Source organism: Sphingobacterium sp. SG20118 (assembly GCF_044740685.1).
Taxonomy (GTDB): Bacteria; Bacteroidota; Bacteroidia; order Sphingobacteriales; family Sphingobacteriaceae; genus Sphingobacterium.
Genome location: NZ_CP172826.1, coordinates 1,898,698 through 1,923,835, shown reverse-complemented (window position 1 = coordinate 1,923,835; position 25,138 = coordinate 1,898,698). Strand labels below are relative to the sequence as shown.

At 38.6% G+C, this 25,138-nt stretch carries 19 protein-coding genes; 1 reads left to right on the top strand and 18 read right to left on the bottom strand.

Going from position 1 to position 25,138, the window contains the following annotated elements; genetic code table 11:
- Positions 1 to 13: 13 nt before the first annotated feature.
- The 8 genes from ACFX5U_RS09015 to ACFX5U_RS08980 all read right to left on the bottom strand — a co-directional run bounded on the left by ACFX5U_RS09015 (position 14) and on the right by ACFX5U_RS08980 (position 8,898).
- The gene (locus tag ACFX5U_RS09015; RefSeq protein ID WP_400263186.1) at positions 14 to 334 is read right to left on the bottom strand and encodes a glycoside hydrolase family 95-like protein; all 321 of its coding nucleotides are present in this window, start codon (positions 332 to 334) and stop codon (positions 14 to 16) included.
- Positions 306 to 2,471 carry a glycosyl hydrolase family 95 catalytic domain-containing protein gene (locus tag ACFX5U_RS09010; protein ID WP_400263185.1) on the bottom strand — a complete coding sequence of 722 codons (2,166 nt, stop codon included), beginning with the start codon at positions 2,469 to 2,471 and terminating at the stop codon, positions 306 to 308. Before ACFX5U_RS09010 ends, ACFX5U_RS09015 begins: the two co-directional genes overlap by 29 nt.
- Positions 2,472 to 2,643: 172 nt before the next feature.
- On the bottom strand, positions 2,644 to 3,495 hold the full coding sequence (locus ACFX5U_RS09005; protein ID WP_400263184.1) for an alpha/beta hydrolase: 852 nt from the start codon (positions 3,493 to 3,495) through the stop codon (positions 2,644 to 2,646).
- A 277-nt stretch (positions 3,496 to 3,772) separates the two neighbouring features.
- Positions 3,773 to 4,726, bottom strand: coding sequence for a transketolase family protein (locus ACFX5U_RS09000; RefSeq protein WP_280568542.1), 954 nt, complete (start codon positions 4,724 to 4,726; stop codon positions 3,773 to 3,775).
- Positions 4,727 to 4,764: 38 nt separating this feature from the next.
- Positions 4,765 to 5,613 carry a transketolase gene (locus tag ACFX5U_RS08995; RefSeq protein WP_400263579.1) on the bottom strand — a complete coding sequence of 283 codons (849 nt, stop codon included), beginning with the start codon at positions 5,611 to 5,613 and terminating at the stop codon, positions 4,765 to 4,767.
- A 14-nt stretch (positions 5,614 to 5,627) separates the two neighbouring features.
- Entirely contained in the window at positions 5,628 to 6,293 is a 666-nt protein-coding gene (gene fsa, locus ACFX5U_RS08990) for a fructose-6-phosphate aldolase (protein WP_400263183.1), read from the bottom strand.
- Positions 6,294 to 6,891: 598 nt separating this feature from the next.
- On the bottom strand, positions 6,892 to 7,248 hold the full coding sequence (locus ACFX5U_RS08985; protein ID WP_280568544.1) for a two-component system response regulator: 357 nt from the start codon (positions 7,246 to 7,248) through the stop codon (positions 6,892 to 6,894).
- A gap of 351 nt (positions 7,249 to 7,599) precedes the next feature.
- Entirely contained in the window at positions 7,600 to 8,898 is a 1,299-nt protein-coding gene (locus ACFX5U_RS08980) for a Gfo/Idh/MocA family protein (protein ID WP_400263182.1), read from the bottom strand.
- A 177-nt stretch (positions 8,899 to 9,075) separates the two neighbouring features.
- On the opposite strand from ACFX5U_RS08980, the gene ACFX5U_RS08975 reads away from it, so the two are divergent.
- A complete protein-coding gene (locus tag ACFX5U_RS08975; RefSeq protein ID WP_400263181.1) occupies positions 9,076 to 10,770 on the top strand; it encodes an erythromycin esterase family protein in 1,695 nt (564 codons plus the stop codon).
- 258 nt (positions 10,771 to 11,028) lie between these two features.
- Here ACFX5U_RS08975 and ACFX5U_RS08970 read toward each other — a convergent pair whose 3' ends face one another.
- The 10 genes from ACFX5U_RS08970 to ACFX5U_RS08925 form a co-directional block, all read right to left on the bottom strand.
- Positions 11,029 to 12,852, bottom strand: coding sequence for a carbon starvation protein A (locus tag ACFX5U_RS08970; protein ID WP_400263180.1), 1,824 nt, complete (start codon positions 12,850 to 12,852; stop codon positions 11,029 to 11,031).
- A gap of 39 nt (positions 12,853 to 12,891) precedes the next feature.
- Entirely contained in the window at positions 12,892 to 14,541 is a 1,650-nt protein-coding gene (locus ACFX5U_RS08965; RefSeq protein WP_400263179.1) for an FAD-dependent oxidoreductase, read from the bottom strand.
- Between the two features lie 5 nt (positions 14,542 to 14,546).
- Positions 14,547 to 16,343 (bottom strand): FAD-dependent oxidoreductase, encoded by a 1,797-nt coding sequence (locus tag ACFX5U_RS08960; RefSeq protein ID WP_400263178.1) that lies wholly within the window; start codon positions 16,341 to 16,343, stop codon positions 14,547 to 14,549.
- Entirely contained in the window at positions 16,321 to 16,548 is a 228-nt protein-coding gene (locus ACFX5U_RS08955; protein WP_400263177.1) for an FAD-dependent oxidoreductase, read from the bottom strand. Before ACFX5U_RS08955 ends, ACFX5U_RS08960 begins: the two co-directional genes overlap by 23 nt.
- An 18-nt stretch (positions 16,549 to 16,566) precedes the next feature.
- Positions 16,567 to 18,258, bottom strand: coding sequence for a RagB/SusD family nutrient uptake outer membrane protein (locus ACFX5U_RS08950; protein ID WP_400263176.1), 1,692 nt, complete (start codon positions 18,256 to 18,258; stop codon positions 16,567 to 16,569).
- Between the two features lie 11 nt (positions 18,259 to 18,269).
- Complete coding sequence (locus ACFX5U_RS08945) at positions 18,270 to 21,311, bottom strand: SusC/RagA family TonB-linked outer membrane protein (RefSeq protein WP_400263175.1); 3,042 nt, start codon at positions 21,309 to 21,311, stop codon at positions 18,270 to 18,272.
- Between the two features lie 73 nt (positions 21,312 to 21,384).
- Positions 21,385 to 22,221 carry a FecR family protein gene (locus ACFX5U_RS08940; RefSeq protein WP_400263174.1) on the bottom strand — a complete coding sequence of 279 codons (837 nt, stop codon included), beginning with the start codon at positions 22,219 to 22,221 and terminating at the stop codon, positions 21,385 to 21,387.
- Positions 22,196 to 22,480, bottom strand: coding sequence for a hypothetical protein (locus ACFX5U_RS08935; protein WP_400263173.1), 285 nt, complete (start codon positions 22,478 to 22,480; stop codon positions 22,196 to 22,198). The genes ACFX5U_RS08940 and ACFX5U_RS08935 overlap by 26 nt, the downstream gene beginning before the upstream one ends.
- Before the next feature lie 89 nt (positions 22,481 to 22,569).
- Positions 22,570 to 23,160, bottom strand: coding sequence for an RNA polymerase sigma factor (locus tag ACFX5U_RS08930; RefSeq protein ID WP_038697982.1), 591 nt, complete (start codon positions 23,158 to 23,160; stop codon positions 22,570 to 22,572).
- Positions 23,161 to 23,749: 589 nt separating this feature from the next.
- On the bottom strand, positions 23,750 to 25,132 hold the full coding sequence (locus ACFX5U_RS08925) for an NAD-dependent succinate-semialdehyde dehydrogenase (protein WP_280568566.1): 1,383 nt from the start codon (positions 25,130 to 25,132) through the stop codon (positions 23,750 to 23,752).
- Positions 25,133 to 25,138: the final 6 nt, after the last annotated feature.

Genomic DNA, 25,138 nt, shown 5'->3' with positions numbered 1-25,138 from the left:
GCTTTTGAAACAATTATTGTGAGTCATGAACAAAAACATACTTTCCACCTCTTTGAGTTGCAATATCGTATTCAAAAATTGGTCTCAAATGATTCCCTTGCAAAGTCGCTTGCGCTGACACAAGCGCTTCTTTCCCAGCTACAGGGTTTAACAGACTGTTTGAGTTTTCACCTGTTGCTTTCTTCAATCCTTTACCTTTAAGTGGCCAGTAGGATCGTAAACGTAGGTTTCCGCCAATTTTTGACGTAACAGCAATGTTCCGAATCTGACCGTTTTCCCAATTCATATCAACATAAAATCCACCTCTAGCCACAATACCCGAAACAGAAACCATCGCTCCATAATTCGGATATAGCAGGCAGCACATGCACCGCTCCGTCATGACTTTGAATAAGCATTTCGGCCACTCCAGCACTCAGACCAAAATTTCCATCAATCTGAAACGGCGGATGCGCTGTAAACATATTGGGATAAGTTCGTCCTTCTGGATTTTTATTGTTCGCTAAGGTCAACATATTGTCAATGATCTGATACGCTTTATTACCATCGAGCAAACGTGCCCAAAGATTGATTTTCCAACCGATGGACCAACCTGTGGCAAAATCACCTCTATATTTCAACGAATTAGCAGCAGCCTCAAATAGTTGGGGCGTCCGATAGGCAGATATTTGGTTTCCTGGATACAGACCATACAAATGCGATACATGCCGGTGGTCACTTTTCGGATCATCAAGATCTTCTAACCATTCTTGCAATTGGGTATATCGTCCGACCTGCATGGGAGGTATTTGTCGCGCAGTAGAAATCAATTTAGTCTGATAATCCTGATCCTGACCTAAAATTTGACTCGCCAAGGCAGTTCGAGTAAGCATATCATATGCGAGTTGATTATCCATTGTAACACCTGCTGACAATGGTCCATGCTCAGGAGATATTGATGGCGAAATTACGAGCCAATCCGGATGTTTTGGATGAGCAATTAATATGGACAAAATAAAATCCGAAGCACCTTTCATTACTGGATATATTTCAGCTAGAAATTTCTTATCCCCGGTATATAAATAGTGTTCCCATAAATGCTGGGTTAACCACGTACCCCCTGTTGGCCACATACCTGCTGCTGCAAAATCAATTGGGCTCGTTACACGCCATAGATCTGTATTGTGATGCGTCACCCAACCATCAGCACCATACAATATCCGAGCAGTTTCACGACCACTTTCACTCAACTCTTTAATCATCTGAAACAAAGGCTCATTCGTTTCAGAAAGATTGGTTACTTCTGCTGGCCAATAATTCATTTCTGTGTTAATATTGACTGTATATTTGCTGTCCCAAGGTGGATTCATCGATTTGTTCCATATGCCTTGTAAATTGGCAGGCTGACTGCTAGGTTGAGAAGAACAGATCAATAAATAGCGTCCAAATTGAACCAATAGCGCCACCAAAGCAGGATCTTGCGTTGTTTTGAAATTTTCAATCCGCTTGGTGATCGTCATGTTTTCTTCTTCCGCTTTGCGACCAAGATCTAATTTGAATCGTGCAAATTGTTTATTGTAAATTGCTATATGCTGATTCAATGCCGATTGAAAAGTTTTCTTTTTCGATAGCGCTAATTTATGAGCAGCCCGAACTATTTGACTATCATCGATCGTTTTATAATTCACAAAATTTGTTGCGATAGAAATGTAAATCACGACAGATGTTGCTCCTGACACGGTCAATTTACTATTCGTGAGCGCTACGCTACCATCTTTATTTTTTACAGAAGTATGTTTTTGATAGATTACTTTTCCATCAATTCCTTCATGCGATGATCCCCTACCTTCCAAAATTAAACTTTCACCTGACTTGAAAACTTGATGATCAGAAGGATTTGAGTATTCAATATCAAAATTTAAAGCGCCTTTTTTACTTGATGTTATCTGCATCATGATAACATCATCGGCAAACGAAGAAAACACTTGACGCGTATAAGTTACTCCATCTACTGTATAACGGGATAATGCGACAGCTTTATCGAGATCTAATTCGCGGTAATAGTTTTGATAATCCTTATGTTCCGGAAAGTTTAAAATTACGCTACCAGCCGTCTGATAGGGCATGCCATGAGTTTTTGTGAAAAACGATTGATTTACTAATTTATCTGCTTCCTCTGTTTTACCAGAAAAGATAAGTTGCTGGATTCGAGGCAATGATTTTAATCCTTTAATATTATCATTACGATATGGACCTCCTGCATAAATGGTTTCTTCATTTAACTGTAATTGTTCACGCTCAGGAATGCCATATACCATGGCTCCCAAACGACCATTCCCTATGGGTAGAGCCTGTTCCCATTGGTTATCATATACAGGTTTATCGTACCATAATTTAAGTGAATTTTGGTTCTGTGCATATAACATGGAACTAAATACTGATATGATCAATATTAAAACAACATTACATAGCTTAACTACTATCAATCTCATAATCCTATCTCAATTTTTATGTTGTGTTTTTTAATTATATAGTTTATAAACTTACTACTGCAAGACTTTATTAAAATATTCTAAATCATTAATTTAAAAAAGAATAACATTTTCTGTGAAAATATATTTACCAATAGTGAATGCTACCGCATAAACTATGTGCAGACACATTTTATAATTTATCAGGATTGGCATTTTTAAATAATAATTGCGAAACCATATACAAGTCATTTTTCCAAACTTTAAAGTCATGACCTCCAGGTTCTATGTAAAATACATGTTGAACACCATGTTTTTCCAAATATTTATGAGTTCTATTCGTGATATTTATTAAACCATCTTGATCTCCACAAGAAATCCATAGTAATTTAAGTTTGTTCTTTACTTCTTGTGGGTTAGGAATTAGATTTTCTGGCAAATGTGTATTAGGTGCAGAAGAAAATCCACCTACCCAAGCAAATGTATCGAGATTACCGAGGCCAAAATTTAATGCTTGTCCTCCCCCCATAGATAATCCGAACAAAGCGCGATTTATTTGATTTGGCTTAACTGGGTATTTTTTTTCGACGTAAGGAATTAAATCATGAATGAGGTCGCTTTGAAATGTAGAAAAAGCCCCTATTTTATCAGCGTCCATTATATTGCCTGTAGCGCGATCATCTTTCATAGCACGACCATTAGGCATAACAACTATCATTGGTTCTAATTTACCTTGCGCATACAGATTGTCTAAAATAATATGAGGTGTGCCATTTTTTAACCATTCATATTCATCTCCACCTACTCCATGTAAAAGATAAAGTACAGGGTATGATTTCTTTGATGAGAAGCTAGGTGGCAAATAAACTAAAGCACTACGCTTTACTCCCACAGTCTCTGAAAAATAAAAAATCGTATCTATATTACCATGCGAAATATCTGTTTGATATACATCAAATCCACCGGGAGCTTGCATGTTTTGGGCTTTTATTACTATCACTGCTAGTAATAAAAGCAGAATGATCCATAATTTTTTTATCATCATTTGGTTTATAATTAATTTAAAGATATAATCAACATAATTTTGTTGATCTCTATTATTTTATTGCCATGTTACAGCACAAGAGATAAATAAAATAGCAAATTGATAAGTATTGTATATAAGCAACACCTATTGAAATAATTTAATTAGTTGAAAATAAATTGGTTACATTAACACTATAAAATAACAGTTGTCTAAGAATATTGCTTTAATTACGATTATGCGAATATTTAGAAATCCCCTCATCTCCAAAATTTGAATTAAACATCAGTCAAAATAATTACTTTCTGGAAATTACTTTCTTTACTGCTAATACAATACTGATGGCATTCAAACCATATTTTTCCATTAATTGAGCTGGTGTTCCCGACTCACCAAAACGATCATCAACAGCTACATATTCCTGAGGGCTAGGTAGTTTTTTTGCTAATAATTGTGCTACACTATCTCCCAATCCTCCTAAACGATTATGTTCTTCAGCTGTAACGACACAACCTGTTTTTCGTACCGAGTTTAAAATTGCTTCGTCATCCAATGGTTTAATTGTATGAATATTGATAATCTCAGCATCTATGCCTATTTTCTCTAGTTCCTCCCCTGCTTGAATTGCCTCCCATACTAAGTGCCCTGTAGCGATAATAGTTACATCCTTACCTTCATTAAGCATGACAGCTTTACCAATTTCAAATTCTTGATCTTCTGGTGTAAATACCGGTACTATTGGTCTTCCAAAACGGAGGTAAACAGGACCATAATACTGAGCTGCAGCAATTGTTGCAGCCTTAGTCTGATTATAATCACAAGGATTGATAACAGTCATTCCAGGCAACATCTTCATTAATCCTATATCTTCCAAAATTTGGTGAGTAGCCCCATCTTCACCAAGTGTCAAACCTGCATGCGATGCCGCAATCTTCACATTTTTATTAGAATATGCTATAGATTGACGTATTTGATCATAGACTCTCCCTGATGAAAAGTTAGCAAAAGTCCCTGTAAAAGGGATCTTATTTCCGATGGTTAAACCTGCAGCGATCCCCATCATATTTGCTTCAGCAATACCAATTTGAAAAAATCTTTCAGGAAATTCTTTAATAAAATCATTCATCTTTAATGAACCAATCAAATCAGCACAAAGTGCAACTACATTATTATTTTGTCTACCCGCTACCAATAAACCTGCTCCAAAGCCTGATCGTGTGTCCTTAGATTCAGTATATGTATATTTTTTCATGTATTTGAAAAATCTATCTCTTGTTAAAAAATATAGGATTAATAATCACCTAATGTTTGTTGATTCTGTTCTAGAGCCGCAGTCAACTGTTCATCATTTGGCGCTACTCCATGCCATTTATGTGAACCCATCATAAAATTCACTCCATTTCCCATTTCCGAATGCAATAAAATAACAACAGGAACACCATGATTTAACTGCATTTTAGCTTGGGTAAATCCTGCTAGTATAGCAGTAATATCATTTCCACTCTGTATTTCAACCACTTGCCAGCCAAAAGCTAACCATTTGGCTCTCAAATCTCCTAAAGACAGCACATCTTTAGTTGCACCATCAATTTGTGCTCCATTGTAGTCGATTATTGCAATAAGGTTATCCACTTTATTATGTGGTGCATACATGGCGGCTTCCCATATTTGTCCCTCTTGCAATTCGCCATCACCCATAAGTACATAGATTATCTTATCATCATTATTCAACTTTTTAGCTTGAGCGGCACCAATTGCAACCGATAAACCTTGACCTAATGAGCCTGATGCTATGCGCACCCCTGGCAAGCCATCATGAGTAGTAGGATGTCCCTGCAATCGGGATCCAAGCTTACGAAAGGTTGCTAATTCGGATACATCGAAATACCCTGCTCTTGCCAATACACTATAGAAAACAGGAGAAATATGTCCATTTGAAAGAAAGAATAAATCTTCTCGCTTTCCATCTAAATCAAAGTCAGTCTTTCTATTCATTACCTCAAAATATAAAGCAACCAATAGCTCTGTACAACCTAACGATCCTCCTGGATGTCCTGATTGACAAGCATGCACCATGCGAACGATATCTCTTCTAACTTGATAAACTATTGAATTTAGTTCAGAAATACTCTTTTTCATTATTTCCATACAGATTACATGTTTTGATCAGCAACTCGTTTATGATCTGCTAAGAATTGATCTAACCCACTTTCAGTTAAAGGATGCTTTAGAAGAGAAAGAATAGCTGACAAAGGTGAAGTAATCACATCTGCACCAATTTTGGCGCAGCCCAAAATGTGTGTACTATTACGTATGGATGCTGCTAATATCTGTGTAGTAAACCCATAGTTATCATATATGATACGGATTTCATTAATAAGCCCCAACCCATCGACTGATATGTCATCTAAACGGCCTATAAATGGAGAAACATAGGTTGCTCCTGCCTTAGCGGCCAATAATGCTTGCCCTGCTGAAAAAACTAATGTACAATTAGTTTTTATGCCCTTTTTACTGAAATATTTGATTGCTTTTATCCCATCTTTAGTCATTGGAACCTTAACCACAATTTTTTCATTTAAAATAGCCAACTCTTGCCCTTCACTAATCATTCCCTCGAAGTCAGTAGCAATCACTTCAGCACTAACATCTCCATCTACAATCGCACATATGGCTAGGTAATGGTTTTTAACATGATTATCACCACTAATTCCCTCTTTTGCCATTAATGTTGGATTAGTCGTTACACCATCCAAGATCCCGAAGTCTTGGGCCTCTTGAATATCTTTCAAGTTGGCTGTGTCAATAAAAAATTTCATTTATTAATTTAAGTTTATTTGTTTATGATTTGGTCTACAATTAACATTTCAAAAATCTCTAATTGTAAAACAAAACTATACTTTTAAGCTCTAATAAAATGAAACAGATATTAAAAATAAGGGTAAAAATGTTCAAAATGCAGCATCGAAATGCAGCTGTAGGCCATTTAGTAATCTTTTCTATAGAAAAATAATCAATATGTTATCTTAACATTATAAGTAAGAATTAGCCCTATCGTAGGGATCTCTTTTAGTTTTGGATCTTTATGAATTATAGATACTATTTCTTTTATCATCCACTTCACCCTTGTTATTCGATTGCACTATATTTCATTTTACTGTTTTTTTCTAGAAATCGAATTGCTGCTGTCGGTTTACTTTTTCAAAAAAAGCTACCCTCATCAGTAACCATAAAAAAAGGAGACTCAGCGTCTCCTTTTTTACAATCATCTTCTTTTCTGCCATCTACTGATCATAGAACCTACGTCTGTTCCCAAGCAGATCACCACAAGAAAACTTGCCCAATCAAACTTAACGTACCTCTTGAAGTACCGATACGAATGTCATTCCGTTTCATTCGGCATAAGCGATGCAGTGATTATGAATTTTTCTTAACAACATCGACCATATGATCCAAATCAAATGGTTTTTCGATATAATCATCAGCTTTACAGTCCTTAGCTGTTTGAGCCAAATTATGAGATGTTGAAGTTAGTACAGCAGGTAGATTTTCAGTTTCTGGATCGTTTTTCAGCTCCTCAATTACTTTATTACCTTTCTTCCCTCCCTTAATATGCTCATCCACTATGACAACATCGGGGTCGATCTTCTCAATATTATCAATGGGCTCAGTTGTTAACGAAGACGTAACATCAAAACCTTCATCCGTCAACACTTCATCCATGATATATCGGACATCTTCATCATCCTGAATAAGCACAACCTTCTTTTTCATATTTCCACCAATTTTGACGCAAATATATTGATATAAATTAATATCCAAAAACTCCTCCGCAACACAACACAAACTACCTAATAAATTGATAACCAGTAAAATATATAGTTAAATTTTTATTCAATAAATTTAATAGTTTATTTAGCACGCGCTTTACACATGTCCCATCCCTACCTACACAAGAAATCAGATAATCAATGTCCCTAACATAGACTCCCTAACCCTAATCAGGGGAACCGTGTTCAGTATAGGCTCAAGTCCTCCCAGATACCCCCAATACCAAATTGCCGTCAATACATCAAGTAGCAATATCAGAGCTTACATCATAAACATCAGTCACAAGATTTAAAATCAAATCAATTGATAGCCGTTATGGTAAGATGCCGAAATTAATTGATCAGCGTCTTCAGCACCAAAAGATCCGGTATCCTGGTTCCAATAGATTTTCTTACCTGTACGGTATGCGATATTACCCATTTGCGCAAATATTGCAATATCTGCACCAGCCTGTACAGAGCAATTTAAAGCCGATGAATCTCTACTTTTAACTGCTTCAATAAAATTAGCGGCATGCAGATCCAATCCATCATCGACTGATTTCTGAAAGGCAACACCATCCATACGGCCTTTTTCAGGAATGACCTCCCAGCCACTTCGGTTAAGCACCAAAGTTCCGTTGTTTCCAATAAAAGCAACGCCATGATTTTTACCATAAGGACCTCCATCAATACCAGTAGCATGTTCCCATTGGATATTAAAACCCTCAAACTCATATACAGTCGTTAACGTATCAGGCGTCTCGGCAGCATCTTGCGGATAAGCAAATTTCCCACCTGATGCCATGATTGAAATTGGCGTAGAAGCTTTCATTCCTAAAAGTGCATAATCAAGCATATGAACACCCCAATCCGTCATTAATCCACCAGCATAATCCCAATACCATCTAAAATCAAAATGAAACCTATTCGGATTGAAAGGTTGTTTCTTTGCAGGGCCCAACCACAAATCGTAATTGACACCTGCAGGAACGGGTGCATCTGGTTTAACGGGGATACTTTTCATCCACCCTTGGTATGCCCAAGCTTTCACCAAGCGTACTTTACCTAACTTTCCGGAGTGCACAAACGCAATCGCATCGCGAAAATGTTGCTGACTCCGCTGCCACTGCCCCACCTGTACAATCGATTTACTCTTCTTTACTGCAGCTACCATCGATCTGCATTCTGCGATCGAGTTACCCAAAGGTTTCTCAACATAAACATCTTTTCCTGCCTGGCAAGCTTCTATCATCTGTAAGCAATGCCAATGATCGGGCGTACCGACAACCACCACATCGACGTCTTTACTTTTTAATAAGTCACGATAGTCATTAAAACCTTTAACTTTAATACCTCTTCCTTCAAGCTCTTTTATACGTTTTTGTAAGACATTATCATCAACGTCACAAAGCGCGGTACACAGCACATCTGGATGTTTTAGTATAGCATTTAAATCGGCCCATCCCATACCATTGATACCAATGGCCGCAACACGGATTTTTTTATCAGCACCTGCAGCTGCATATAGCTTAGGAAACATAGCCGTCAAACCAGCTATAGAAACAACCGTAGTTGAGTTTTTGATAAATTTTCTTCTTGATGAATGCATCATAATTGTTTATAATTTGTTGTTTATTTTTGGATTATCATACCATGGCACAAAGGTTTATGCATGATCTAAATTATATGTCTTGATGACGTTTAATATATAAATAACCATATTTTATTTCACAAAAGCAAAAAAATTATTATCTTATGACAACCATTTTATAGACTACAAACCAATCATATGCAATCCTTAAAGAAATTAGCTACTTTACTCCTATTATCCTGTAGTATACCCACATTATCTGCACAGACCTATTTAAATTTAGATTTCGAAACCATGAGCGGTGATAAACTCAGAAGATGGTCCTATTCCAATAATGAAGCTGTATATACCCGTGACAGTACCGAAAAAGTAAGCGGCAACTACAGCTATAAAGTAACCCGAACTAATCCTGATCCATCAGGAGGTTTTTTTTTCAACGAATTGCCGGCAGATCTTGTCCAAGGCAAAGAAATTGTTATAAAAGCAAAAATCAAAACAGAAATTAAAAATAAAGGTGAAGCAAATCTCTATCTCATTGTTTTGAACAAACATGGTAAAATTCTCCATTCTGATGATATGGAAGGAATGCGTCTAGATCGTACATCAGCATGGGAGAAAGTGAATATCAAAGCCAAAATTGACTCCAATGCAGCAGTCATCATTTTTGGAGGCGCATGGAACGGTGGTGCTATGACTGCATGGTTTGACGATTTTGAGCTCTTTATTGATGGCCAAAAATATATAACACCAGTACCTAGAACAGCTCCACTAACAAAAAATGAACTAGCCGTATTAAAAAAATACTGCTACCCTTTAAAGTCATCTGATCCAAATATTGAAAATAATACAGACTTATCCATTCTAAAAAAACTGACTAAAGATGCCAAAATAGTTGCTTTAGGGGAATCGTCTCACGGCTCAAGTGAAATATTTAAAATGAAGCACCGCATCATCAAATACCTCACGCAATATGACAACTTCAACATGCTTGCTTTTGAGGCCAATATGCCTGAATCTAATACATTAAACAAAGCTATTCTGAATCAACAGTTTGACCAGATAAACTTGATGAAAACACTATACTTTTGGACTTGGCATACAACTGAAATTCGTAACCTATTGAACTGGATGCAAGACTTTAACCAAGGGAAACCAAAAATTGAATTTGCGGGATTTGATATGCAGTTTTACAAAGGAGCAATAGAAGAAGTAAAAAAAGCACTCCAAACAAATACTGAGATTCAAAAAGATTTATATGAATTTGAATATTTTATTTCAACAATAGCGTACCAGTACGCTAACCAAAATGGAAAAGTGAGCTTACCTGATGAACAGATCCATCGTACTACTCAATTGCACACACAGTTAAAAACTGTAATCCAAAAAAGTGATAAAACGGGAACAGAGAAAGACTGGCTACTACAAAACATGAGAATTTTAGAACAATATGTAGATCAGAAAATTGGTGATGGAAATCCTGAGGAAAAGCGCGATCGCTATATGGCAGAAAACCTTTTATGGTTATTGGATCATCATCCTGACCCAAGAATTATAGCATGGGCACATAACGGTCATATATCTAAAAGCAACAAAACAATCGATAAAGGATTCTTTGATTCACCAATGAAAATGGGTGGTTATATCGCCGATGCCATTCCTGGTAAATCTTTGACAATTGGCTTTACTTTTTATGACGGTTCCTATACGGCTATGGATCCAAATGATATAAAGCCATTTCCTGCAGAAACCGCCTTTCCTGGAACTTATGAGCATTTTTTAAATCAAATGGATAAACCAATCTTTATTCTTGATCTTAAGAAAATCAAAGCGGACAAACCTGTCGAATTAGACTGGTTATTGTCAACGCTACCCTTTAGAAACCATTGGTGGTAATAAACAAGCTAATGAATTTCGCGACACAAATATTGCCGATGCCTTTGATTATCTCATATTTATTAAAACATCAACAAACTCTCATTTTTTAAATTAGACAAACTTCCTTATTACTTAATCAGTGTACGCGCAAAAACAGAGATAATCTCCGTTTTCAAGCACATGTAATATCCTAAAAAGCGCCTTAAATAAGGCGCTTTTTTATTAATCACAGAACCCCTTTCCAACCATTAGAATAGACGATTTGTTCCCGCAACTTTATCGCTCTACGACAGCCTTTACTATCTCTCCGTTTTGGTCTACAACTCTTGTATCCGTTCTGAATAATAAGTACCATTTTCTGAAAGTTCCTATGAATACCAGCAACATTAACAGCATAGCCAAGATCGCTAATGCGGCCAAAAGCATTTGCCCTTTTGGTAGATAAATATCCACGATCTGCAGGTATCCGGCGCAAAAAGTAATGATAGCCATAAATACTCCAGGAAGAGCTGTACATAATGCATATTTACCCCTATTCATCCGGAGCAGCATGGTTGTACACACAATCAATCCGCAGGCGGCCAGTAATTGATTACTAATTCCAAATAACGGCCAGATACTACTCACGTTACCGGTAAACACTAAGTAACCCCATGAGCATGTAAACAGCGCACTGCATAACCAAACGCCAGGTTTCCAATCTTTATCTTTAAATGCAGGAATCACCGTACCCAACATCTCCTGTAAAAAAAACCGTCCCACCCGCGTACCTGCATCAATTGCTGTCAAGATGAATACCGCTTCAAACATGATGGCAAAATTATACCAATAGGCCATAATATCATCCATAAAGGGTACTTTATCAAAAATATGTGCCATACCCACAGCCAAGGAAACAGCACCTCCGGTACGTCCATGTAGATCCACGCCTATCCTGTCGATAAAATGTGGCAGATCCACCGTATGTAAATGAGGATGAAGCTTCAAAAATTGCGCATAATCTTCCGCAGGAGTATTGATCGCAAAATAATCTCCTGGCATTAATGTACAAGCGGCAATCAATGCCATGAGGGCAACAAACCCTTCGACAAGCATAGCGCCATAGCCTACAAAAAGTATTTCCCTTTCATTACCCAACATTTTGGGAGTAGTACCCGTTGCGATGATCGCATGAAAGCCAGAAATAGCCCCGCAAGCAATAACTATAAAAATAAAAGGAAGCACCGGACCACCGATAATCGGTCCGCCACCATGAATGAAACTCGTCAATGCCGGCATCTGAATAGTCGGATGAACAAATATTACACCAACGGCAAGCATCAGTATCGTCCCGATTTTGAGGTAAGTAGAAAGATAATCGCGGGGCACTAAAAGAAACCAGATCGGTAGTACAGAAGCAAAAAAACCATACACCGCTATGGCAATTGAAATCGTTTTCACATCCCAATCAAACAGATCATGGAAGGTTGGTATTTCCATAAGTCGATGGCCGGCAATAATACCCACTAACAGTAAAATACCGCCCAATACACTTGCCAATGTCACCGACCCCGCACGATAACGCATCAATAAGCCCATAAATATAGCGATGGGCATCGTGAGTATGATGGTAAATAAAGACCATGGAGCTTCGTGCATAGCGCTTATGCAGGCCAAAGATAGACCAGCTAAGGTCAAGATGAGGATAAATAATACCGCTACCCCCGCAATTCCACCAACGGCTGGTCCGATTTCCTTAGCAGCAATAGTCGCCAAACTCTGTCCTTTATGCCGAACCGATGCAAATAGAACGACCATATCGTGAACTCCACCACCCAATACACAACCGATCAGGATCCATAAAGTGCCAGGAAGATAGCCAAACTGCGCCGCTAATACAGGTCCAACGAGTGGACCTGCAGCAGCAATAGCGGCGAAGTGATGACCAAATAATACTTTACGATCAGTCTTCACATAATCGTGTCCATCAGCAAACTCAACTGCCGGTGTAGGTATCGTATCGTTAAGGCGTAAGACCTTTTTGGCAATAAAAATTCCATAAAAACGATAAGCGATCGCAAAGATCAAAAGCGAAACAAAAACCAGCGTTAGGGCGTTCATATTGTTTAAATCCATCATAAATCAAGTTCGAATATTATGTTAATTTCCATTTCCTTCTATAACCTGACCAGAAGACAACAAATGTTTTTTCAACAGGTCGTAACGTACATTTTGCACAATACCATCATCATCTAATGCTAGAACAGCTGCCCATCCGGCACTCTGCCCTAGAACCATAAATACAGGTTCCATTCGAATGGAACCAAAGGCTATGTGCGAACTAGAAACACATACGGGTACTAATAAATTGGTGCAATCGTCTTTTTTGGGCAATATCGATCCGAAAGAAATTGGATAAGGTTTTGGAACGTGCACCCCAATATCACCTTCATTTTGTACTGTCCCATCTTGCGTTACATACCGTTGAACATTGTGCGAATCTAACGTGTAAGACCCCATACCGATAGGGTCGGAAACAGATCGGGTTCCCAAGATATTCTGTTCAATGGTAACATACTGCCCGATCATACGTCTAGCTTCACGGATGTATAATTGGTAAGGCCAATTATCATTGTCCACAAACTCATCTTTAGCTAATCCCCATGTAGCCATTTTATCCCGAACAGCCTGCGGTACCGACAGATCATTAGCCATAAAATAATACAATCCCATTTGATAATCTTTATGCTCCTGTACTATTGCTTTGCGTGCTTCATAACTTGCCTCGGGATAATTATAGTTCATCCCTATAAAATCAGTACTGAATGGGCCATGGTTGTTAGCATCGGTCTTGTGATTGGGTACCAAATCAAATTTTTGGAACGTCTCATCCCAAGCATGCTGATAGAGGCGCTTGAGCAATTCATAATTTTCAGCCTTGTATCGAACCGGCATTTTGAAGTCTACCTTATTCTTTTCACTATTACTTAAACACATCCGAAAACAGTAGGCTTGCAATTTGTTATCTGCACTTCCATTTGGTCCTGGAACATGATCAGAAACACCATAGAGCAATCCGCTACTGGGATTACCTGGTGTCTTATACGGACTTATCGGTCTAGCAAAGTGATGGCGGTGGTGAAAAACTCCAGCCTGCACACCGTTCCATTGCTCACCATACTGTTCATTAGATTCACGTCCTATCGTATAGCTCACTTTTGCCAATGCCATGAGATCACCTTCATAGGTAGCATCTATAAAAATCGAACCCTTATAAACGGTACCATCTAGTGTCTTAATGGATGCTATTTTTCCATTTTGCATCTGGATGCTCTCAGCACTCCTATCCAAACAGACTTCCCGTATTACCGTGATCTGATTTTCTTTCACCCAAGATTCAAAAATGCGTTCAGCGACATGTGGTTCAAAAATCCACATCGTTTGATGCTCGCTATCCATAGCAACAGTGCCCTGTCCCTTATTGCCGAAAGATTCTCGAGTCTGCCATTTCCAACTCGATTGCTGGGAATAATGGTTAAAGACATCCTGATAAAACTTTTTAGCCAAACCACCTATAACAGCCTTATTTCCAGTATCAGTAAAACCCAACCCACCTGAACTCAAACCACCTAGATGCTTATCTGGCGATAGAACAATAACAGACTTCCCTGCTTGTTTGATCTGTAATGCTGCTGTGAGCGCAGCTGGAGTTCCGCCGTAGATCAATACATCCGCGGTATTCGCATTAGACTGTGCAACCCCTTGTTGCACATCGAATAAAAAAATAAGTAAAAACCATCTATATCGCATAGCCATTAGTTTTGATCAGAAATAGGTACCCATATCAAGGCATTAGCTGCCAATATTCCCGGAGCATTAGAACGTATCTCAACATAAGGATTTTTTGATCCACTCTCAAAAGTATATTCGCCCACTTCAACCCATGTACTGGTCGTCTGCCCTTGAATATTGACCTCATTAAAATTAATATTTTTCTCAACAGATTGTTTACCTGTAAACACCTTGAATGTACCAGATGCCACACTTTCAGCCGTTTTCGGAAAATAGCTATACAACTTATACTTACCAGCGACAAAATCTTTGCCTGGCAAAAATCGAGCAGTTGCAGATGGGTCGTTATGTGCCTCTTGATAGCTCATACCATATCCTTTTTTAGCAGATTTAATCCATTTTCCACGTAATTGCACCTGATCGGAGTTATCTACTTGAATAATATAATCTTCTTGACGACCATCTGCTTTAGCATTCTTCTTCAATACTTGACGGATTCGATCGACATCAACATCCTGTACCGGTATTTTCTGGTCTATGGCAATGCACGCGGCCACAGCTGCCGATTGAGCCAATACCATAAATACAGGCTCCATACGAATCGAACCGAAGGCAATATGACTTGCAGATAGACAGACAGGCACCAATAGGTTATTGATCTCTTCCTTTTTAGGCACGATAGATCTGTATGAAATTGGAAATGGCGAAAACCCTCCGACCTCAACATTGCCTTCATTTTTAACCATTCCATTCACAACGACTCGGTCACAATTATGCGAATCCATAGTGTAAGCAGCAAAACCTACACCATCGGTCACCGTCTCATGTCCCTGACAGTGATGTTGGGTCATGACGACATCACTGATCATCCTACGTGCTTCACGGATATACAATTGTGGAGACCAATGTCCATTATCTACATACTCGTCCTTAGGGTATCCCCATTTTTTAAATTCATCCCGAATAGCCAAGGGTACAGAAGGGTCATTTGCCACAAAGTACAGTAAGCCCTTAGTATAATCTTCATGCGCTTTGATAATCTCCTTTCTTTTGAAATAATCAGCTTCAGGGTAATCCCAGTTCATTCCGATCATATCCGTTGAAAATCCATTTCTATTGTTAATATCGGTCTTACCGTTTGGCATTAGACTCCATATAAAGGCATCTTGAATACTTTTCCAGGGTTGAATCTCTTTTTGTCTTTTTAAGAGTTCATACTTAGCCGGATCATAATTATCAGGCTGTGTAATAGTGATCCTATTCTGGGGGATATTGGTCAGTGCAATTCTATAATTATAAGCTTGAACCTTCTTGTCGCCAGTACCATTTGCTTTTACGATTTCATCATTTATTCCCCAAACAAGACCACTTTCAGGGTTTCCTTTAACCTTATAGGGATCTACTCCATCCGGAAACTGGTGTCCATCCAACAGTTGCACGCCATTTATAGTCTCACCATAAGTAGCATTTGACTCGCGCCCCACATGATACGAAACTCCAGCCTTGGCCAACAGGTCGCCTTCATAAGTACAGTCCATAAACATCTTGGCGCTGACAACGACCTGCTGGTTACCATTACTTTCGCTAGGTGTCACAGAAATTGATTTGATCAATTTATTGTCTGTCTTCACCCCCACCAGTCTATATCCCAGCATTTGCTCGGTAGTCGAATTACTCAGATAATTTTTAAAGATAGTATCAGCCACTTTTGGTTCAAATATCCATTGCTCAAAACCATTATAATATTTACCTACTTTGCGGTAAAAATCCAGCGCCACCCCGGTTACTACATATTTATTACCGATATCCGTTTGCCCCAAACCACCAGAAACTGAGCCCTCCGACTCTCGTACCTGGGTCGATCAACAAGACCGATTTCCCTGCATGCGCAGCTGTATATGCGGCGGCAACACCAGCAGAAGTTGCCCCATAGATGCACAAGTCCACTTGCTTATTCTCTTGTCCATAAGCCATTTGTAGGATAACACCCCAAGTGGCTACAATTATTAAAAATCTGTTCATCATTATGCTCTGTTTTAAAGTTTAATAACCAGGATTTTGTTCTAGGTTTTTATTGGTTACAATTTCAATATTGGGAATAGGCCATAAATAATTTTTGTTCACATCGAACTTACGTATTTCTATGACACGCATATCTTTCTGATTAGCTACCTGTTGATAGTTCACCAATCCATCTTGATCGATAGCAGGAGCACTAGCAAGCAATCCTTTCGGAATGCGCCCATACAAAGTCGAATTCATGGCCTTACTGGCTAATTTCCATCGTCTCAGATCGACCAACCTGAAACCTTCATTCGCCAATTCAAAGAGTCTTTCTTTACGTACAATCTCCCGGAGCTGCGATTGAGACTGGCTAGCTACAATCGGAGGCATATCGACAGTAGGACGCTGTCTGATGGTATTGACCGCATCATAAACACTTTGGTCAATGGTATTGGATTCTATCATTGCTTCGGCATAAATCAATAAAACTTCAGCATATCGGCTTTGAATAATATTCAACTCGGACTCCATTGTAAAATCTTTGTCTTTCATATCGACATATTTTTTCCAACAATAACCGGAGAAAGTGGCATAAGCATTTATCGCATCTTGATTTTGAATACGGACTGGAGAAGAAGTATTATAGTTATAATTCCAGCACAGTAGACTATCCTTGTGCGTTTCAAACTGAAATCCAAAATATACAGAACCAGGAAGTGCAATAGTATAGGATAAACGTGGGTCACGATTATCGAACGGTTTTTTAGCATCATAGATCGGTGACTTATCAATAGCCAACCCATCAGTACAAGCATAAGCATCAACAATAGATTGAGATGGTATCTTGTTAGAGGTACCTTGTGCGTTCCGCGATATAAAACCTCGTGTCGTACTATGTGTTTTTGTTTTTTGTAAACGTAGATACTGAAAGGCAAAAATCACCTCTTTCGAGCTCTCCCCATCATAAGTGAATAGCTGCCCAAAATCGGGATGTAAACTATAGACTTTGAGGTCCATCACCGCTTTTGCTGAGCTAGCTGCCTGCTCCCACAATTCGTTGTTAAGAGCCGTTCTAGCCCGGATAGCCAATGCAGCTCCTTTGGTAGCCCTACCGTTATCGGCATTACCATAGCTTACCGGTAGATTAGCAGCCGCATCTTCCAGCTCTCCTAAAATAAAATTAGCGATTTCAGCTTTTGGACTTTTGGGAATATTGGCATCAGACAAACTAACGCTACTTGTAACCAAAGGTACACCTCCAAAATAATCGATCAGATATTGGTACACATAAGCCCGAATAAATTGGGTCTCTGCCTTATATCGTTTCTGTAAGGTAGCATCCATCTTACCGTCCAATTTGCCGATATTATCCAAAATAAAGTTGCATTTACTGATCACTTTGTAAGAGTTGGTCCAAATATTTCGGATATAACCATTATTACTATCAAAATCGCCACGCCCCACAGCCTGCAGATCTGAAGTATTACGGTCCCAACCAATATCGGTAGCATCATCAAGTGTTAAATTAATAGGCATATCATCCGTAGGGTGAAATACCAAGGCACTGTACAACCCATTGACAACTAATGTCAGTTCTTCTTGATTAGCAAAGTATTTTTCGTCAGAAGGACCGTCCAATGGTGATCGATCCAAATATTTATCACATGCTCCCATCAGAAACAGTATTCCGACGAAAACGATACTGAAAACACATTTATATAGATTTTTCATAAGTTCTCAAATTATAAAGTAACATCTAAACCAAAACTATACACCTTGACCTGTGGGTAAAAGTTACCATAACCGATCGGTGCCTCCACGTCATAGCCATCCCAGAATTTGTCGATACTGAACAGGTTCGATCCATTGACAAAGAGCCGAAGCCTACTGACACCTATAGTCTTCAAACTTTGCGCATTAAAGGTATAACCAAACTGCACATTCTTCAATCGTAAGTACGAGGCGTTTTTCATCCAAAATTGAGAAGCTTGCTGGTTATTATTTTGTCCAAAAGCTAGACGGGGGTATTTGGCATCTGTATGGTCTGGGGTCCAACGATCCTTGTTATCTTCTCTAATAGTACCTCCAATGGAACCCGTAGTCGTAAATGGTTGTATACCTGCCCCATACAAGTAACCGTCGGCCTTACCTACTCCCTGTAATAGAAAACCAAAGTCAATTCCCTTGAAACTAAAGTTGGAATTGAGCGAATATGTATATCTGGGTATCGTGCTGCCTATGATAATTTTATCAGACTCGTTAATAACGTTATCACCATTTTGATCTTTATATTTCAGATCCCCCGGAGCCAACGTACCAAATTGAGTGGCATGTCCTTTGATTTCATCTGCACTCTGGAAATACCCTTCCGATACATAACCAAAGATGGAATTGATGGGATGATCTTCCCGATTAACAGTAAGCCCCGTCTGGTTGACGCCACGCATATCCAAAACCTTGTTCTTAACATCCGAAAGATTAAATGTAAAATTATATCGAAAATCTTTAGCAGGATCATTTTTATAACTTACAGACATTTCCCAACCCTTATTTTCAACTACTCCGGCATTCTGATAAGGTTTATTCAATCCGATAATGAGTGGAATATCAAGTAATAGCAGGATATCACTTGTCTTTCTATTGTATAGATCAGCAGTAAAGGTCCATCTTTTGAATAATGTTAGATCAATACCAATATTCTTTTCTTCAGTAGACTCCCAAGTAATATTAGGGTTGGACATATCGTTGAGAGCAGCCGTATTCACAATACCATTTCCTAAAGTATAAGAACCTAAATTAAGCGTAGCAACGGAAGGATAAGTCCCAATATTCTGGTTCCCTAATTTGCCCCATGAAGCACGAATCTTACCTTCATTCAACCACCCTTTAGCTGAGCTTAGGAATTCTTCTTCCGAGAAGCGCCAACCAGCAGAAGCGGAAGGGAAAAAGCCATAACGATTACCCTTTGCAAAGCGAGAAGAACCATCATAACGGGCATTAAGCTCTAAAAGGTAACGATCCTTAAACACATAGTTAACCCGGGAGAATAGTGATTGTAAGGCCCAATCAGACGCACTACCCGTAGCTGACTGATTCAATGCTGACCCCGCATTGAGTACCTCATAATCCGGAAGCACATAAGTATCCCTAAAACCTTGCATATAATCAATCTTATAATCCTCACGGGAACCACCGACCAACCATTTCACCTGATGCCGACCAAAGTCCTTATTGAAAGTCAATGTTGCTCGCATATTATTAAAGAACTCTTGACCATTATACTGGGTCAGAGCAGTGCGTACAGGAACAGCAAAACTTGCTGTACCATCAGGAAAGTAAGACTGTACGGCTTTGCGAAAGTTTTTATTAACCTGAGTCGCATATTTCGGCGCATAGTTCACCTCCGCAGTGAGCCATTCTTTCGGTTTATAGATCAACGACGCATTAAGACTCCCAAATGGACTTTTGTTGTTCGCAATACCCCCATCTGCTGCCGCAGATACAGGATTATTACCATTCCAACCAAGCCCCCAGGTACCATTAGAGTTTCTAAATGTTTGATTAGCTGGGATGCTACTCATCCATTGAAAAAGTTCTTCGATACTAGCCGCTGGTGATTTGATGATGGGATTAACATATTGAAAATCAAATTTCATAGCAAGCTTTTCAGAAAACTTAACATCAACATTGTTCCTAATGGTATACCGTTTGAAAGAACTGTTCAAAGTCAATCCTTGTTGGTCAAAATAGCCTACAGATGTCAACATTTTGACATTATTAGTTCCCGCATTGACTGTTAGGAAATGACTGTGTTGAAATCCATTGCCTTGCAATGACTCCTTCTGCCAGTCCGTATTGGGGTATTCGTCTGAACTTCCATTTCCTTGCGCTTGATAAGCTTTAATAATATCCTCTGGGTACAATGCACTTGCTCCTACATTCGTATAGGCTTCATTCGTAAGCAACATATGATCCAGCGCATTGACTATTTTAGGCATATTGGACGCAGATTGCCATCCGAAATAATTATTGTAAGATATAGCAACCTTTTCCGAGTTACCCCTCTTGGTCGTCACCAATATAACCCCATTAGCAGCTCTCGAACCGTATATAGATGCTGATGCCGCATCTTTGAGAATCGAAATATTTTCGATGACATTAGGATCAATATTATTCATAGAGCCCTCAATACCATCGATCAAGACTAAGGGGTTGGAGTTGCCAAGTGTGCCGATACCGCGAATGCGAATTTCACCACCATCAGCACCTGGTTTACCAGAACGCTGTGTGACTGTCACACCCGATGCCATACCTTGAAGTGCAGCGGATGTCTGCCCTGTTGGTCGGTTGTTTATGTCATCTCCCGATACAGCAGAAACCGCTCCCGTTAGATTTACTTTTTTCTGAACACCATACCCCACCACCACGACTTCATCAATCGTATTCGCACTGTTTTTCAAGCGAATAAGAATCGTATTTTTACTGTTAGCAGTAGCTACAAAATGTTTGACAGAATCGGAATCATACCCCACATGATGTCCAAAAATGGAATAGCTTTCTCCTTCAATAAGTGGGCTCAAGATGAATAATCCGTCATTGTCAGCAACAAAATTCACTTTCTTATTTGTCTTTTCATGAATGAGGTCGATGCTGGCACCAGGTAAAGAATTTCCTTCGGCATCCACAACCTTACCACTGACTTTCAGGTTGGATTGGGCAAATCCTACCGAAAAGTATAGGAATAGCTGTCCCATTAGCATTAATTTGATTAAAATATGCTTCATAATATTAAGTATTGGTTATTAAAAATTAAAAACTGGTCGTTTTATTTTTTACGCATAATTGCGGGTTGATTTCCTAATTTGGGCCCTCCTTTCTTATTGAATTGCTCAGATGGACGATTCCATTATCAAGACGGAACGCGCAACCATTTAATTGGCAGAAATTGGTTAAGAATTTTTCAAGAGGTTCTTTTCTATTGAGGCTCCCCGTAAATGAATTGGATAGTAATTCCGGGCTATCACAGATAATCGATACTTCATATAGATTTTCGATGACCTGTAAGAGTTGTGTATTTTTGGTTTGACTGAATTCAACTGCTTGATTGGTCCAAGCTACGTTAGCGTTAAAACTTGGGATAAGCTCACTCAGCTTTTTATCAACACGTGCTAAACGAGATTTTTCCAATACCTTCTCCGACAATTTGGTCATTTTATGCAACTTCAGATCAACTTCCACCTCTTCATTCGCATTCAGGTATACCAGATCTTTTGGTAGCGCATCAAAATGGCCAACTGAAACCTTACCCTCCAGAAGTTTAATCAGTATATTTTCATCCGATTTAGGATCTACACTAAATACCGTACCTAGCGCCTTCGTGACATAGTCCCGATAATTAACCGTAAAAGGAGATTTTGGATTCTTATGTACTTTGTAAATCACCTTTCCCTGCAATTGTTTAATTTCTCGGTCCCCTTCCTCGTTCAGCACGTAGCTGATCTTAGCATTTGGATACAGAATAGCTATGGAACTATCAGGCAGCTGCATATCGACCGTATAAGAATGGGTATTTTCATACGCAAACAACCTGGATCTGTCATTGACTTCGCTAGATGTTTTAAAATTGAATATATAGAGCAGAGAAAGCACACAAAGGAATACCGCCGCACTAGATGCCCATATCCAATACGTCATCTTTCGAGTTGTTTCCCGTTACTGGAGGATCTATCTCATAAACATTTTGAAGTACCTGTTTATGAACTTTAGAAAGGTCAGGAATTGGAATACGATGACTTGCATCGCTCTCTTTCTCCTCTAAAATTTCTGCAATCCATTGTTGAAGCAGAATAGGATCTACCTCATTCAATTCATCAAAGAATACCTCATATTCCTTTAGGTCGAGTCTATTATGAATATACTCTTGCAGCTTATATTTAAAAATATGTCCTTTCAAAACAGTTTATAATTAGGTGGATACATTGCTGTATTTAACTCTCTATACGTCTGTCCGAAAAAAACACACTATCGGTATTTCACTTTTTTTTATATTTTAAATAGTAGAGTGGCCAAAAAGCTGATTATAGCCTCGTTACGGTAGTTTTTACGAATATATTCTTTGATATCTTTTAGTGCATTCACCAATTGATTGCTAACAGTGGAAACAGATATACCCAATTCTTCGGCGATTTCTTTATAACTTTTTTCATGAAACTTATTGAGCATCAATATTTCTTTCCGTTTTGGACTCAACGAATCGATTGCCTTTGTTAAAATGTCCTGCGTATCTTTAAAAAAAACATGTTCTTCCGTATGATAATACAACTCTACTGCAGATACCCACAGCTCTAATTGCAGCGCTTTATCCCGCTGCACTTTACGAAAAAAATCAATAGCTAGATTATCCGAAATATGATTGAGGAAAGACACAAAACCTTTAGCAGGATCGATTTTAGTGCGGTTGACCCATACTTTTGTAAATACATCCTGCAAGATTTCTTCTGCAATAACTTGATCTTTCACCAATTTGATTAACCTCACATAAATCTTTGGAGAATATTGAAAATAAATATCATTAAATGAAGCTAAATCTCCATCCTTCAATTTTTCGAGTGTAGCTATTTCTTTTGGAGACATCACTATTGGTTTAACATTTAATTGGCATGAACGTTAAAGTTAAGGTAGAGATAAATTTTTCAAAATAAAAATATTAAAAGCTATACACGGTAAAAAAGCATACTCTTAAATGTAAATACCTGCAGCATTTGGATTAACTATTGAAGAGACACTTAAGACCTAAATTCAACCAAATCAGTAACGAAAAGTATAATTGTCTATTTAGATTGTGTTCATTATATCTGATCGTTCATGTATCGTGAACGATCAGATATAATGAACACGAAAGAATGAGGTATACTTATAGCACACAACGTTTAGAAGGCAGGTATCAGCACGGTCTGAAAGATATCTCCGCCTTCGTAATTGAACCCAGAAAGGATATAAAATTCACCAATCAAAGTCAATCGTTTATTCGATTTTTTATCCACAACTTATACCCGTTAGGATATAAAATGGAGAAATTCACCTTTTTTATACCCTATCGGGTATGTAAACTCAAAAATAAGACAAATTATACCCTAACGGGTATAAAATGATGCTACCTTTAAGTTAGACTTAGCGGTAGATAAATTTTTTATCGATTTTTTTTTATAGCAGTAGGCAGAAGTTAAAAGGGATCACTCAATTCACTTATTCTGATCAGTTTTTTATTTACGAATTCCTGTAATCCCAACTCTGCCATTTCTCTTCCATATCCAGAACCTTTTGTCCCGCCAAATGGCAGATCGGCTTGCGTCCAGGTTGGATGATTAATAAAGACCATTCCGGTATCGATCTGATCGGCTACGCGCTTCCCTCTTTCAATATCCTGCGTAAATACCGAACCTCCTAATCCAAAAGGTGAATCATTAGCTAAAGCAATGGCTTCTTCTTCATTCTTTACCTTAAAGAAAAGCGCGACAGGACCAAAAAATTCTTCGTAATAAACCGGGTTTCCTGGTTCTATATCGGTGAGGATAGTGGCTTGCATATAAGCTCCATCTCTATCTGGTCTTTTTCCACCCAACAGAACTTTTGCACCACCTTCCACCGCTCTTTTTACCTGATCAACGATTTTTACGGCGGCTTGCTCTGTACATAGCGGACCTAAGTTTGTCTCCGCATCCATAGGATCCCCCAATACCAATGCAGTCATTTTAATTTTGAATTTTTCTAAAAATTCATTAGCAATACTTTCCACGGCGATAAAGCGCTTTGACGCCACACAACATTGCCCATTATTGTTAATCCTTCCTACCACAGCCCATTCCACAGCTTTATCTATATCAGCATCTTCAAGAATAATAAATGCATCACTACCTCCTAATTCAAGTACTGATTTTTTAATGTGCTTGCCGGCCTCTATCGCTACGCTGGCCCCCGCTTTTTCGCTACCGGTGAGCGAAACTCCCTTGATTCTTATATCTGCAACCAATGCAGCTACCCGCTCCTTAGAAATCAAAAGATTGGTGTACAATCCATCCGGAGCACCGGCCTGCTTGAATAATTCCTCTATAGCTAAAGCACATTGCGGCACAATGGATGCATGTTTTATCAATAGGGTATTACCAATCATTATATTAGGCGCAGCAAATCGAGCTACTTGGTAAAATGGAAAATTCCATGGCTGAATGCCGAGCAATACACCGATAGGGCTATTTCTTATAAACGCCTTACCGTGAACTGGATTCAGCACTTCATCAGCGAGCATCTTTTCCGAATTTTTAGCATAATAATCAAAAATTTCAGCGCTCAGTTTTATCTCCCCTTCTGCATGAATAAGTAATTTACCCATTTCTAAAGTAATCAACTTTGCAAGTTCTTTCTTATTTTTCCGAAGCAGACCAGCAACATTATGGAGCAGTTGTGCTCTGACTTTATAATCTGTTTTCTTCCATTCTTGAAAAGCATTAGTTGCTTGTCCAACAGCTGTGTCCACAGCTGCTCCGCTCATTTCGTAATAGGTCTTTATGATTCTATTATTGGAAGGATTTATGGTTTGAATTGCCATGAACTT